The sequence below is a fragment of the Bacillus sp. FSL K6-0972 genome (assembly GCF_037976035.1).
In the GTDB taxonomy this organism is placed as follows: domain Bacteria; phylum Bacillota; class Bacilli; order Bacillales; family Bacillaceae; genus Bacillus; species Bacillus haynesii.
The window spans coordinates 3,072,099-3,085,333 of the sequence record NZ_CP150260.1; the positions used below are offsets into that span (position 1 = coordinate 3,072,099).

Sequence of the window (13,235 nt, forward strand, 5' to 3'; positions counted from 1 at the left end):
TCGCCGGGCCGGTTTTTCAATTTATCGTTTTTTCATTCTGATCACATTCCAGGAAAGCTTCGGAAGGTGAGCCGTCAGCCTGCCGTCACATACTTTGGCGTCTCCTCCGCTGTGCGGAACAACGTTGTTGCGGTCTTTTTCATTCGTCGCTTTATGATCCTCGTGTTCCAGAACGATGTGCTCAGAGACGCTGTACCCTTCAAAGCTTCTCATATCGGCTTCCATTTCAAGGCTGCCGTCTGTTGCGCGGTTGACGGCAAAAACGGTTAATTCCTCGGCTTCTTCATTGAAAACAGACACGGACTCCAAGTACGGAACATCCGTAAAGTCTTTCGCATCATACTTCGGAGACGATACGGCCGTCTGCAATACCGTTCCTCTGCCGTAGACGGAAGCGTGCATAAACGGATAGAAAATGGTCTGACGCCACGCTTCTCCTCCTTTATCTGTCATAATCGGCGCGATGACATTGACAAGCTGAGCCAGACAGGCGATTTTCACACGGTCCGCATGCTTGAGCATCGTAATCAGCATACAGCCGACGAGAAGTGCATCCTCAAAATTGTAGATGTCTTCAAGAAGGTGCGGCGCTTTCGCCCAGCGCTCGGCTTCTTTGTCTTTTTCATTCGAGTGATACCAGACATTCCACTCATCATATGAAAGGTGAATCGTTTTCTTGCTTTTCTTTTTCGCTTTCATATAGTCGCAGACTGAGATGACCGTTTTGATAAATTGATCCATATCTAGCGATCTCGCCAAATAGTTTGGAAGGTCGTTATCACGGTTTCCGTAATACGAGTGAAGCGAGATGTACTCGACGTGTTCGTACGTATGATCAAGCACCGTCGTTTCCCAGTCGATGAATGTCGGCATTCCGCTTCCCGAGCTTCCGCAGGCGACGAGCTCGATCGACGGGTCCGTCCATTTCATCACCTTTGCAGCTTCAGCGGCAAGTCTTCCGTATTCGGCTGCTGTTTTATGCCCGATTTGCCATGGACCGTCCATTTCATTGCCAAGACACCATGTTTTAATTTTATGCGGTTCCTTATATCCGTGGGATTTTCTCAAGTCGCTGTAGTACGATCCTGACGGATGATTGCAATATTCAACAAGGTTGCGTGCGGCATCAATTCCTCTCGTTCCGAGGTTGACGGCCATATTCACCTCTGCCCCGACAAGCTTTGCCCAATCCATAAACTCGTTCGTCCCGATTAAGTTCGGCTCGGTTGTCGCCCACGCTAAATCAAGTCTTGTCGGCCGCTGTTCGACAGGTCCGACCCCGTCCTCCCAGTTATAGCCCGAGACAAAGTTTCCTCCGGGATACCTGATAAATGGAACCTTCAGTTCTCTGACCAGTTTGATGACGTCTTTCCGAAAACCCGATTCGTCAGCTTCAGGATGATCAGGCTCATAAATGCCTTCGTAAACGGCTCTGCCGAGATGCTCGATAAAGGAGCCGTAAATTCGTTTATCAACCTCTGCCACCTTATATTCCTTGTCAATCGTCATCTTCGCTTTGTGTGCAGTCATGTTAAACCATTCCTTTCAAGATAATATATAGTGGATCAGCCTTTAATTCCGCCCGCCGTCAAACCTGATATAAAGTACTTCTGGAAGAACAGGAAGATAAGAATCACAGGCAGAATTGCCAGCACAGAACCCGAAATCAACATGTCATAATTGTTCCCGTACGGACTGAGCAAAGCGGACAGCCCGATTGGTAGCGTAAACATTTCTTTCGATCGTAAAACGATCAGCGGCCATAAGAAGTTGTTCCAGCTGTTTAAGGATTGAAGAATGATCATCGCTCCAAATGCCGGTTTCATCAAGGGCGCCATAATCCTGAAGTAAATGCCGAACTCTGTGCAGCCGTCCATTCTCGCGGAATCAAGCAAATCTCTCGGCAGGCCGAGCGCATACTGTCTGAAGAAAAACACAGCGACAGGCGAAACGATAAACGGCAGGATCACGCCGGCGTAAGTGTCGACAATATGAAGAGAAACCGTCATTTTAAATAAAGGCAGCATGAGAATTTCGATCGGCACCATCATGATCAGGAGCACGGCTACAAACAAGAGATTTTTTCCTTTAAAGTCGTAGACGGCAAGCCCGTATCCGACCATTGAAGAAAACAAGAGCGTCAGCACGGTGGATATCACCACGAGAATCAAGCTGTTCGAAAACCATTGAAAATAAATGCTTCCGCCGTTAAACAAGTAATTGTAATTGTCAAGGCTCAGGATTTCAGGGCTCAGCTTCAAATTCAGGCCGAAGCGCAGCAATTCCGAAGATGGTTTGAGCGAGCCAAGCAAAAGGCAGAAGAGCGGAAACACAAACAAAAAGCTTAATATTGCAAACAGCAGAAACAGAGCAACTTTCGCAATGTTGAGGCCTCCGGCAGGACGCATTAATAGCCCTCCTTTTTAAAAGATCCAGACAGCTTTAATGAAATGAGGCTGCAGATGAAAATGATGATCAAGAGCACGATGCCGAGCGCCGACCCGTAGCCCATGTTGTTGTAGGCAAGCCCCTGCTGATAAATGTATCCGACCATCGTCAGGCCGATGTTGCCCGGAGAGTTGTTCTGCCACAGCACATAGCTTTCTTCAAACATTCGGAAGCCGCCGATGATGCTGATCGTCAGCACGTAGACGCTGACGGGCTTTAAAAACGGAAGCGTAATATGGTAAAACTTCTTGAACGTGCCTGCGCCGTCGATTTCGGCAGCTTCGTACAATTCTTTCGGAACGTTCTGCAAGCCCGCCAAAAAGTACAGGACATTGATTCCCATCCATCTCCAGGATGCGAGCATCACCATTAAAAACATGCCGGTATGTTCATTGTTCAGCCAGTTGTACGGCGAAGCTCCGAGCTTAGCCAATATCGAATTCGCCAGCGATGTATCCATTTCTCCAAAAATCAGCCTGAAAATAATTCCCGCCACAATGGTTGAAGTCAGAGCCGGGATGAATAAAGCCGATTTAAACACGTTTTTAAACTTTACGAGTTTAGAATCTAAAAAGACTGCCAGAATTAGAGGAACAGGTATTAAAATCAGCAATGTCCAAAAGGTGTATTTGACGGTGTTGAATAGTGCGGTATAAAATGTAGGATTGTTTAATGCTTTATAGTTCTCCGTCCCGATGAAGCGGACTTCCCCGGGGAGAATGCTTTGAAAGCTCATGATGACGACGCTGATAAGCGGATAAAGAAAAAATATGCAGAAGGAGAGTACAAAAGGTGCTGTGAAAATATAGGGTGCGGCTTTTGCTGAATATAATAAACGTCTGATCTTTCTTTTTCTGCTCATCGGCGGAAACGAACGCACTGTATCTGTTTTAACAGTCTTCAAGTTATCGCCTCGCTTTACAGTAATGAAAGACTATTGCCCTTTCACTTCATCTGCTGCTTTGTCCAATGCTTCTTTCGGTGTTTTGCTCTTCGTTTTGAGCGCTTCGTACAGTACGTTTCTGTTGATGAGATCGGAAGTTTTCGCATAGTCCTCAGTGAGGTAAAGCGGATTGATCTCATCTTTTATGTCAAGAAGCACGGAAAAGATGCGTTGTCCATTTTGGAAATATTCTGTATATTGATTTGGTTTTTTCAATTCGTCCGAGTCCCACACATCCCATCTGAGCGGATCGAACCCGAGCACGGTCCACAGCTTGATGTTGCCTTCTTTTGATGCTTTGGCAAATTTCAAGAAATCCTTGGCCAGATCGACCTCTTTCGCCTGTTTTGGAATCACGGTGGCCGTTCCGCCCATTCCCGCTGAGCGGTCTCCCCCTTCTTCCCATGCCGGCAGCGGTCTGATCGCGATTTTCCCTTTCAAGTCAGGCATATAATCCAAAAAACGGCCCATATACCAGATCGGCATTAAAACAGACGCCGAACCGCCTTGGTTCATAAACCCGTAGTATTCTTCACTGTGATGATTGCCTCCGGGCGTTGTGACGGCAATTTTGTCTTTCTCAATTAAAGTCTTTAAAAATTCGAGCGTTTTCACATTTGTCTCATTGTTTAATGTCAAACGCCCCTGCTGATCAAAATAACCGGATCCCTGCTGGGAAACCAGCGGCAGAAATGAATTCGGGTCGGTCGTTTCAATCGTCGTCATCGGTTTTCCGAGAGCTTTGACGACCTTTTTGCCCGCTTCCCTGTAATCTTCCCACGTTTTGATGTCATCCGGATCAACACCTGCTTTATTCATCATTTCCATGTTGTAATACATCACGGTTGTTCCGACATGGGTGTCAAGTCCGTAAAGCTTGCCGTTCTTGCTGTAGAGCGTGAGCCTCGCTTCAACAAACTTGTCGCGTTCGTCTTCCACAAGCGGCGTTAAATCTGTAAGAGGAATGTCAGAGCCCTTCAAAAAGTTCGAATAGCGCCCCAGCTCAACATCGGCAATATCTGGAACCCCTTTCCCGGCTAAAAGCGAGATTGATAAATTGTCATGCATCTGTCCATACGGATACACCACTGTATTTAATTTGATTTTTCGCTCGGGATACTTTTTGTTCCATTCTTTCACCATCTCAGCGTAAAACTGTTCATGAAGGCCGTTGAATGTCCAAAATGTCAGTTCGGTGCCGTCCGCTTGATCGGAGGCTGGACTCGCCTTGCACCCCGATAAAAGCAGACATACAGCGACCGTGACCATAAAGATAGATGAAAGGAACCTTTTCACATTTTAACCCCTTTCACGCCCGGTCCTTTGCCTAAAAGCCCTGGCAAAAGGCCGTATTGATTGATGATTTTCAGTCCCGTATACCGGTCCCTGAGCTGATGGGCGTAAGTGAGCGCTTCTCTCACCAGCTCTTCTTCAACATCGAGTTCTTTGAATGATACAGGCCCGCCGATACGCCTCATCCACTCTGCCATTTTCTCACCGTCAGGGAGCTTTTCATAAATCGAGCGAATCGCGTGCTCAGCGTGTTGATCACCCAAGCTTGCACCGATAAGGGATCGGTAAATATCAGTCAGCATGATGGCGCTACAGCCGACTTTAGCACCGTGAAGCACCTGCCGCTTATTGTTCTCCAACGCTTTCATTTCAAGGTAGTGGGAAAGGTGGTGCTCGCCGCCGGAAGCCGGCCTTGAATGATCGAGAACCAGCATGACAAGTCCTGAAAGGATCAGCGATTCCATCAATTTCTTAATCCCATCGCGTGTCTTGGCGGCGATGTCATCTATTCGGACAAGACATTGATCAAGCGCTTCTCTCGTGAGACGGCTGGCGGCCGGGCAGTACGGCTCGCCGGCAAGCAAGCGGGAAATTTCCCAATCCGCAAGCGACGTCACCTTACCGAGCATATCGCCAAAACCTGCGGCTACCATGTTCTGCGGCGCTTGACACAAGAGATCCAAATCGGCAAAAAGTGCAATCGGCGCTGTCGTTTGAACCGTCTGTTTCTTTCCTTTTAAAATCAGCGGTGCGCCGGCTGAAGTAAAACCGTCAACCGACGGAGCCGTAGGAACCGAAATAAACGGGATGCTTCGCTGATAGGCGCAAAACCTGACGATGTCATGAATCGTGCCCGCTCCGACCGCAATAAGTACATCCGCATCAATCGGTACACCGATCAATGCACTCACCAACGTTTGTTCATCTGCCGTCACATCACCCGCTTCATTAGCTTCCAGCAGAACCGGAACCGTTTCAGCCGTTTCCTCAAGAAGAGCCGCAATCCGCTTGCCGGCTATCCGTCCGGTCGTTTCATCATAAATGACAGCGGCTTTTTTATAGGAAGCCGATTTCACGAAAGCGGGCAGCTCTTGCTCAACAGCATTGTCGCCGATCGTGATTTTTTCCACTGTAAGCGGGTAGTGAACGGTTCCGCATTCGCATGCGCCCAAAGTTTTTTTTACATAAGAGATCATGTCATTCATTGGCAGCTTCCCTCCTCTATTGGCCGTAATAGGCGTCTGCCCCGTGCTTGCGAAAATAGTGCTTATCTTGCAAAGCGCTCTTAATCGGCTTAAGAGACGGATTCAGCATCAGGGAGCGGTACGCCATCTTCGCGACTTCTTCCAAGACGACGGCATTGTGTACGGCAGTTAAGGCGTCTTTTCCCCAGCAAAACGGCCCGTGATTGTTCACGAGAACGCCGGGCATCGCCAGGGGGTCAAGATGCCGGAACACCTCGGCAATCACTTTTCCTGTATTCAACTCGTATTGACTCCTGATCTCATCGGGATCCATTTCCCGTGTACACGGAATGTTGCCGTGGTAGTAGTCGGCGTGAGTCGTTCCGAGCGACGGAATGTCCTTCCCTGACTGCGCCCAGCTTGTCGCCCACGGGGAATGCGTATGGACGATCCCGCCGATCGATTGAAACTGCCGGTAAAGATAGAGGTGTGTCGGCGTATCGGAAGACGGCTTCAGATCACCTTCCACAATCTCGCCGTCCATATTGAGAACCACTAAATCTTCGGCTTTTAACTCGCTGTATTTGACACCGCTCGGCTTGATGACAACCAGCTCATTCTCCCGGTCAATGCCGCTGACATTCCCCCATGTAAAGGTGACAAGCCGGTACTCCTCAAGCTGCAAATTCGCTTTTAATACTTGTTCTTTCAAAGATTCCAGCACAGTTTTCTCCTCCCTCTAAGCCATCGCTTTACCGGTGTCGAAACTGACGGACTGGATGTTTTTCAATTTTTTAAGGCGCTTCATCACGTTGTTTTGCTTTCCGAAGTACGTGTAAAGCTCCTTATATTCCGCATAAAGCTGATCGTATAAGGCAACGTTTTCAGGAATTGGTTTGTACGTTTGATCCTTGATCTTGCCCATATGTGCGACTGCTTCTTCGATATGATCGTAACCGCCGTTCACGCTTCCGGCCGCGAGCGCTCCGAATATCGCGGAACCTAAAGCCGGCGCCTGCGGAGATCCGGAAATTTTGATTTCCATGTTGGTGACATCCGCGTAAATCTGCATGATAAACGGATTTTTTTCGGCGATTCCTCCTGCGGCATACAGCTCCTCGATCGGCACGCCGCTTTGTCTGAACGTTTCAATGATGATCCTCGTCCCGTAAGCAGTCGCTTCGACCAATGCACGGTATATATCTTCAGGCTTAGTGGCAAGGGTCATACCGAGCATCATTCCCGTCAGATCGGCATCAACGAGTGTTGAACGGTTTCCGTTCCACCAATCCAATGCAAGCAAACCGCTTTCGCCGATATGGAGACGGTCAGCCTTTCGAGACAGCAATTCGAATATAGAAATCTCTTCGGCTTCAGCTTCTTTCATATAGGCTTCTGGTACAAAATGTTGAATCAGCCATTGAAAATGGTCGCCGACGCACGATTGCCCCGCTTCATAGCCGACATAGCCAGGCAGAATCCCGTCTTCTACGACGCCGCACATTCCCGGCACCATCCTGACATCCTCGCCGAGCAGCATATGACAGGTAGACGTTCCCATGATCATCAGCATCTTCCCCGGCTCTGTGATGCCGACCGCCGGAACTGACACATGAGCATCAACATTTGCGACAGCGACCGCTGTACCCGCCAGAAGCCCTGTCTTCCCGGCCATTTCTTCAGTCAGTCCGCCCGCTTTTTCGCCTACAGAATAAATATCCTCCGTCAATTTTTCCCGAACGATATGTTTCAGCTTTGGATGCAGGCTTGTTAAGAAATCGTCGGAAGGATAGCCGCTCTTTTTGTTCCAAATCGCTTTATAACCCGCTGTACAATTGTTGCGCTTTCTGTTTCCGCACAGCATATAGACGATCCAGTCGGCCGCTTCCATGATCTCGGCTGCGGCATCATAAATGTCAGGCGCTTCTTCCGCGATTTGCATTACTTTTGGAAAGAGCCACTCGGAAGAAATTTTTCCGCCGTATGTTTGAAGAAAAGATTCATTTCTTTCTTCCGCAATTTGGTTCAAGCGATTCGCCTGCTCCTGTGCAGCATGGTGCTTCCAAAGCTTCACATAACTGTGCGGTTCTGACGCATACTCTTCCCTCATGCAAAGAGGAGTCCCGTTATTGTCAACGGGTAAAATCGTGCAGGCCGTAAAGTCGATTCCGATGCCGATGATTTCCTTCGGATCCGCTTTTGACTGCTTCAAAAGGCTCGGAATCGTTTCCTCCAGCACTTCAATGTAATCGGCCGGATGCTGGAGCGCCCAGTCTCTCGGAAGCTTTCGTTTTGAGTCCGGAAGCTCCCGGTCTATCACCCCGTGCGTGTACTCTTTGACAGCCGCCGCGATTTCCTCACCTGTCCGGACATCGACGAGAACAGCACGCCCTGACAATGTTCCAAAGTCAACCCCGATTGTGTAAGGGATAAGTCTTCACCCCCTTAAAATTTGCGAAGCCGATATGCAGCTTCACTCCATTTGAGTTCATTGCGAAGATTTAAAATCGTCGTATCACGGTTGATCAACACCGCTTCAATGCCCGACATTTCGGCCCAATCGAGCATCTGCTCGGCTGTCAGCTGATACGAAAGGCATGTATGGTGAGCACCCCCAGCCAAAATCCACGCTTCAGCCGATGTTCTCAGAGACGGCTGCGGCTTCCAAAGCACGCGCGCCACCGGAAGATTCGGCATATCATGCGGAACCTTCTCAGCTTCGACTTCATTGATGACAAGCCTGAAACGTCCGCCCAAATCGATGAGGGAGACATTGACCGCAGGCCCTGCAATTCCGTCGAACACGAGCCGCGCCGGATCATCCTTTGCCCCCATTGACAGCGGATGGACTGCGATTCTCGGTTTATGTTCGGCAATCGAAGGGCACACTTCAAGCATGTGGGAGCCGAGAATCATTTCATTACCCGGTTCAAAATGGTACGTATAGTCCTCCATAAATGACGTTTCTTTTCCGCCGGCCATCACTTTCATCATCCTGACGAGCGCAGCCGTTTTCCAATCTCCTTCTCCTCCGAAGCCATAGCCTTCGGCCATCAGCCGCTGAACGGCCAAACCTGGAAGCTGCTTCATACCGTGAAGATCTTCAAAGGTTGTCGTAAAGGCCGTATAGCCTCCGTTTGAAAGAAAGCGCTTTAACCCAAGCTCGATCCGTGCCTGTTCTTTAACGGATTCCCTTGCCTCTTCGCCTTCAGGCCACTCATAAAGCTCCTCATATTCGGAGATGAGTTCATTCAGACTTTGTTCTGATACAGCATTGATCTCCGTGACGAGGTCACCGATTCCATATCCGTCGACAGACCAGCCTAGCTGAATCTGCGCTTCAATCTTATCTCCTTCTGTTACCGCCACATTCCGCATGTTGTCTCCAAATCGGGCGACTTTGATATGGCGGCTTTCAATATATGCGACCGCTGCGCTCATCCATTTGTCGATCGAGCGTTTTACGTCTCTGTCTTCCCAATATCCGGCGATCACTTTTCGCGGAATGCCCAGTCTCGCTCCGATAAAGCCGTATTCACGGTCGCCGTGAGCAGACTGATTAATATTCATGAAATCCATGTCGATTTTATCCCACGGAATGTCCCGGTTAAACTGGGTATGAAAATGGAGCAGCGGCTTATTCAGCTCGGAAAGGCCCGGAATCCACATTTTGGCCGGTGAAAACGTATGCATCCAGGTAATGATGCCTGCGCACTCCTCGTCCCGGTTCGCCTCTTCAAACAGTTTTCTGACGCCGTCCAGCGAAGTGGCCACCGCTTTGTACTCGACTTGAAACCTTAAATGTCCGTCATTTAATCCGTTGCAGATCATTTTGGAATGCTCTTCTACCTCTTGTACCGCCTCTTCGCCATATAAATGCTGGCTGCCTGTCACAAACCAAAACACATGCGTCTTTGCCTGAATCAAATAGCTTCCTCCTCCTCTTCTTTATGGTGTCTGTGTAGAATAGCAAACTATTAAAACGCTTACAAAAAAACATGAATCATACCTTGACCTCAAACTGTATCGCGATTATATGTACGTACAACTAACATCAAAAACATATTTGTACGAACAACTTCATTATATCATTATGAAAAAAACTGTCAATTTAATTTCCGGTATGTTTTTTATTTTTTTTGACAGATTTCAGAACAAAAAACCGGGCGAAAATCGCCCGGCATCTGCGGCTGTTAATAAGTCGGCCACCCTTGGGAATCCCAGTACAAGTCGTTGATGAGCAGCTTCGATACGCCATTGTCCAACGCGTCATAAGCGTGTCTGACAAGGATCGAGTTGTTCAAAACATCCTGATGTCCCGGCCCTTTCCAGCGGTCATTGCCGGAATCCAGGATCGTCCCTCCGCCGTTCATCATATTTTTGCCGCTTTTATCATAATAGGGTCCCGTAATGCTCGTTGAACGGCCATACGCTATTTTATATGTGCTGTTCACTCCTTTGCAGCAGCTGTCAAACGAGACAAATAAGTAATAGTAGCCATCTTTGTAGGTAATGTTCGGCGCTTCAACCGCTCCGCCGTTATTCGGCCTTGAGGCGATCGAATACAGGCTTCCCGTCGGTTTCATCGTGTTCTTATCAAGCCTTGTCAGCTTGATGCCGCTCCAAAAAGAACCGAATGAGAGCCAAGGATTTCCGTCTTTATCAATGACCAGATCAGGGTCAATGGCATTAAACTGATCACCGGATGTCGATCTGATGACCAGCCCGTCATCCCGCCATTGGCCGGATGAAATCCGATCTGTCGATGCGAGTCCTATCGCTGATGTGTTTGAACCGAAAGACGAAACCGAGTAATACAGCCAATACCGGCCGTTATAGTAGCTGATATCCGGTGCCCACTGATGCGGTTCATGATTTGGTACGTACATCTTCCACCATGACAACGGAGTTGGAAAAATACTCGGGGCAGCACTCCAGTTTCTACCGTCTGTTGATTTAATGACACGCAGCCCTGTGCCGAGCCCGGTTCCAAATGTATACCATGTATTCCCCTCTTTAATGATGGAGGGATCATGGATGAAATTGTCCCCCTTTGTGTCCCAAAACGCCGCCTTGCCTGATTCTGGCATCAAAAAAGCCAACAGCAGTCCGAATATCAATGCCGCCAAAGACATTCTCCGCAACACGTTTTTCATTCTGTTCACACTCCTGTTCTTGTAATGAAAAAACAATGCCTCCCTTTCTTTGTCAATTTTTCGAACAATGTTTATATATGTAAGCGCTGTCTTTAACATTCCAAAAAAAAAAAAAGCTGACAGCTTGTAAGATAAGCTGTCAGCCTGCTCTTTCATCAGTCAAACGTAATGTTTTGAACCGTCTCTTTATCCAGTCGTTTAATGACTTCGGTAATTAATTTTACCGCATGTTCATAGTCATCCCTGTGAAGCATAGCTGCGTGTGTATGGATATACCTCGTCGCAATCGTGATCGACAGGGCAGGCACTCCGTTCGCGGTAAGGTGGATCGATCCCGAATCTGTTCCTCCGCCTGAGAGGGCGTCGAATTGATACGGAATGCCGGCTTCATCTGCAACATTCGTTACAAAGTCGCGAAGCCCTTTATGGGACACCATTGATGCATCATAAAGGATGATCTGCGGGCCTTTTCCCATTTTGCTTGTCGACTCTTTTTCGGTAATACCCGGCGTATCACCCGCGATTCCCACGTCAACACCGAAAGCGATATCAGGCTTGATCGTATGCGCGGCGGTTTTCGCGCCCCTCAGCCCGACTTCCTCCTGTACGGTTCCGACACCGTAGACGACATTCGGATGATCGGCTCCTTTCAGGTTTTTCAGCACGTCGATCGCGATCGCACAGCCGATACGGTTGTCCCATGCTTTGGCAAGCAGCATTTTTTCATTATTCATCACCGTAAATTCAAAGTAAGGGACGACCTGGTCTCCCGGAAGAACGCCCCACTCCATCGCTTCCTCTCTGCTCGACGCTCCGATATCGATAAACATGTCTTTAATATCCACCGATTTTTTTCTTGCGTCCGGAGACAGGACATGAGGAGGTTTTGAACCGATGATACCGGTAATGTCGCCTTTCTTCGTCACAACCGTCACGCGCTGTGCCAGCATGACCTCGCTCCACCAGCCTCCAACCGTCTGAAAGCGGAGATAGCCCCGGTCATCGACCCGCGTAACCATAAAACCGACCTCATCAAGATGGCCGGCAATCATAATCTTCGGCCCGTCAGCCTGTCCGGTCTTTTTTGCGATTAAGCTTCCCAGTCTATCTGTCGTAACCTCGTCGGCAAACGGTTCTATGTACGATTTCATGACTTGTCTGGGCTCTTTTTCATTTGCCGGAATTCCTTTTGCATCTGTTAATTCCTTTAGCATCGTCAATGTTTCATCAAGCTTTGCCATCTCTATACAGCCTCCTTAATTAACCCTCATTTACTATTATACAGAAACATCCCTTTTCAATACGACCAATATCGTTTACAGCTTTTTTGGTTAAAAAATGAAACCTTGCGGGAACTGGTTCGTATATATTGGGATATACTTAAAATTACTTTCAAGGGAGGTTCTGTTTTAACATGATTGTCATCATATTGAGACTGGCTTTGCTGGCACTTTTGGTATACGTCGTGTACAGGGCCGTTCAATTTTTCGGGAACCCTGACAGAAGGCTGAAATCAGCGCAGGCAAAAAAGCACTTTTATTTTTTGGATGAACAGAAAAACGCACGCAAAAATCTCAAACTGACATTTAAAGGCGTGCTTTTCGAAGGAGAAAAACACATTCCTTCAAAAGACCATCCGCTGTTTATCCATACGATTTTTGTATGGACGGAAGCGCCTGAAGAAAAGCTCAGCTCTTTCAATGAGGAAGACTTCGCGGAATTGGAAGAAAACATTAAATCGCACTATCCCGATTGCAAAATCGATTGGGATTCGAACATTCAGAAATGGAAAAACAAAAAAGCAGAAGAGCAATAAAGCCTCGTCTGCTTTTTTAGTTCATCATATAAAAGCCGGTCAAAACGGCTTGTACGCCCAGCAAAAAAGGAATGCCAAGCCTGAAGGAAAGGTGTTTTGTCTTATGTCTGAACCGCAGCATCCCGAACCAGACGCCCGCGGAACCGAAAGCGGCCGCAACGAGCCAGATGCGGCGCTCAGACACCCTCCATTTACCTCTGACCGCTTTTTGCTTGTCTGCTTTCATTAAGAAAAAGCCGTATCCGTTTATGAGGATCGTGTAAATCCATATGAGAGTCATATTTGTTCATTTCCCCTTGCTTCGCGGTTTGATCACTTGCGGCGGCCGGCCTCACGAACCGTTCCACATCCTGCTCTAAGAACAAAAGAAAAAGGCCGGAACCCGGCCTTTTTTC

At 48.1% G+C, this 13,235-nt stretch carries 12 protein-coding genes; 1 reads left to right on the forward strand and 11 read right to left on the reverse strand.

All coding sequences use genetic code 11. From position 1 onward, the window contains the following. Positions 1 to 21: 21 nt before the first annotated feature. From MKX80_RS15565 to MKX80_RS15610, 10 genes are all read right to left on the reverse strand, one after another. A complete protein-coding gene (locus tag MKX80_RS15565) occupies positions 22 to 1,530 on the reverse strand; it encodes an alpha-N-arabinofuranosidase (protein WP_154995558.1) in 1,509 nt (502 codons plus the stop codon). 35 nt (positions 1,531 to 1,565) lie between these two features. Further along, positions 1,566 to 2,408, reverse strand: coding sequence for a carbohydrate ABC transporter permease (locus MKX80_RS15570; protein ID WP_154995560.1), 843 nt, complete (start codon positions 2,406 to 2,408; stop codon positions 1,566 to 1,568). Then, entirely contained in the window at positions 2,408 to 3,352 is a 945-nt protein-coding gene (locus MKX80_RS15575) for a sugar ABC transporter permease (RefSeq protein ID WP_154995562.1), read from the reverse strand. The genes MKX80_RS15570 and MKX80_RS15575 overlap by 1 nt, the downstream gene beginning before the upstream one ends. 30 nt (positions 3,353 to 3,382) lie before the next feature. After that, positions 3,383 to 4,660 (reverse strand): ABC transporter substrate-binding protein, encoded by a 1,278-nt coding sequence (locus MKX80_RS15580; RefSeq protein ID WP_268343286.1) that lies wholly within the window; start codon positions 4,658 to 4,660, stop codon positions 3,383 to 3,385. Positions 4,661 to 4,683: 23 nt separating this feature from the next. Next, positions 4,684 to 5,889: a sn-glycerol-1-phosphate dehydrogenase gene (locus tag MKX80_RS15585; RefSeq protein ID WP_154995566.1), complete on the reverse strand. Its 1,206-nt coding sequence runs from the start codon at positions 5,887 to 5,889 to the stop codon at positions 4,684 to 4,686. Positions 5,890 to 5,905: 16 nt separating this feature from the next. Then, the gene (araD, locus tag MKX80_RS15590) at positions 5,906 to 6,592 is read right to left on the reverse strand and encodes an L-ribulose-5-phosphate 4-epimerase (RefSeq protein ID WP_154995568.1); all 687 of its coding nucleotides are present in this window, start codon (positions 6,590 to 6,592) and stop codon (positions 5,906 to 5,908) included. A gap of 15 nt (positions 6,593 to 6,607) precedes the next feature. Further along, positions 6,608 to 8,299 (reverse strand): ribulokinase, encoded by a 1,692-nt coding sequence (gene araB / locus MKX80_RS15595; protein WP_268294159.1) that lies wholly within the window; start codon positions 8,297 to 8,299, stop codon positions 6,608 to 6,610. Between the two features lie 14 nt (positions 8,300 to 8,313). Next, positions 8,314 to 9,795 carry an L-arabinose isomerase gene (gene araA, locus MKX80_RS15600; RefSeq protein ID WP_182070250.1) on the reverse strand — a complete coding sequence of 494 codons (1,482 nt, stop codon included), beginning with the start codon at positions 9,793 to 9,795 and terminating at the stop codon, positions 8,314 to 8,316. Between the two features lie 266 nt (positions 9,796 to 10,061). Beyond that, the gene (locus MKX80_RS15605) at positions 10,062 to 10,958 is read right to left on the reverse strand and encodes a glycoside hydrolase family 43 protein (protein WP_234113254.1); all 897 of its coding nucleotides are present in this window, start codon (positions 10,956 to 10,958) and stop codon (positions 10,062 to 10,064) included. Positions 10,959 to 11,179: 221 nt separating this feature from the next. Then, positions 11,180 to 12,265, reverse strand: coding sequence for a M42 family metallopeptidase (locus MKX80_RS15610; protein WP_339227124.1), 1,086 nt, complete (start codon positions 12,263 to 12,265; stop codon positions 11,180 to 11,182). A 173-nt stretch (positions 12,266 to 12,438) separates the two neighbouring features. Here MKX80_RS15610 and MKX80_RS15615 point away from each other — a divergent pair, with 173 nt between their 5' ends. Beyond that, positions 12,439 to 12,840, forward strand: a complete 402-nt coding sequence (locus MKX80_RS15615) for a sigma-w pathway protein ysdB (RefSeq protein WP_154998134.1) — start codon at positions 12,439 to 12,441, stop codon at positions 12,838 to 12,840. A gap of 16 nt (positions 12,841 to 12,856) precedes the next feature. On the opposite strand, the gene MKX80_RS15620 is transcribed toward MKX80_RS15615, so the two are convergent. Then, positions 12,857 to 13,120 carry a DUF1294 domain-containing protein gene (locus MKX80_RS15620; protein ID WP_154998136.1) on the reverse strand — a complete coding sequence of 88 codons (264 nt, stop codon included), beginning with the start codon at positions 13,118 to 13,120 and terminating at the stop codon, positions 12,857 to 12,859. Positions 13,121 to 13,235 lie beyond the last annotated feature (115 nt).

Coding starts and splice junctions, on each gene's coding strand:
- MKX80_RS15565 (WP_154995558.1), bottom strand. CDS start 1,530: ATGACTGCACACAAAGCGAAGATGACGATTGACAAGGAATATAAGGTG.
- MKX80_RS15570 (WP_154995560.1), bottom strand. CDS start 2,408: ATGCGTCCTGCCGGAGGCCTCAACATTGCGAAAGTTGCTCTGTTTCTG.
- MKX80_RS15580 (WP_268343286.1), bottom strand. CDS start 4,660: ATGGTCACGGTCGCTGTATGTCTGCTTTTATCGGGGTGCAAGGCGAGT.
- MKX80_RS15585 (WP_154995566.1), bottom strand. CDS start 5,889: ATGAATGACATGATCTCTTATGTAAAAAAAACTTTGGGCGCATGCGAA.
- MKX80_RS15605 (WP_234113254.1), bottom strand. CDS start 10,958: ATGCCAGAATCAGGCAAGGCGGCGTTTTGGGACACAAAGGGGGACAAT.
- MKX80_RS15610 (WP_339227124.1), bottom strand. CDS start 12,265: ATGGCAAAGCTTGATGAAACATTGACGATGCTAAAGGAATTAACAGAT.
- MKX80_RS15615 (WP_154998134.1), top strand. CDS start 12,439: ATGATTGTCATCATATTGAGACTGGCTTTGCTGGCACTTTTGGTATAC.
- MKX80_RS15620 (WP_154998136.1), bottom strand. CDS start 13,120: ATGACTCTCATATGGATTTACACGATCCTCATAAACGGATACGGCTTT.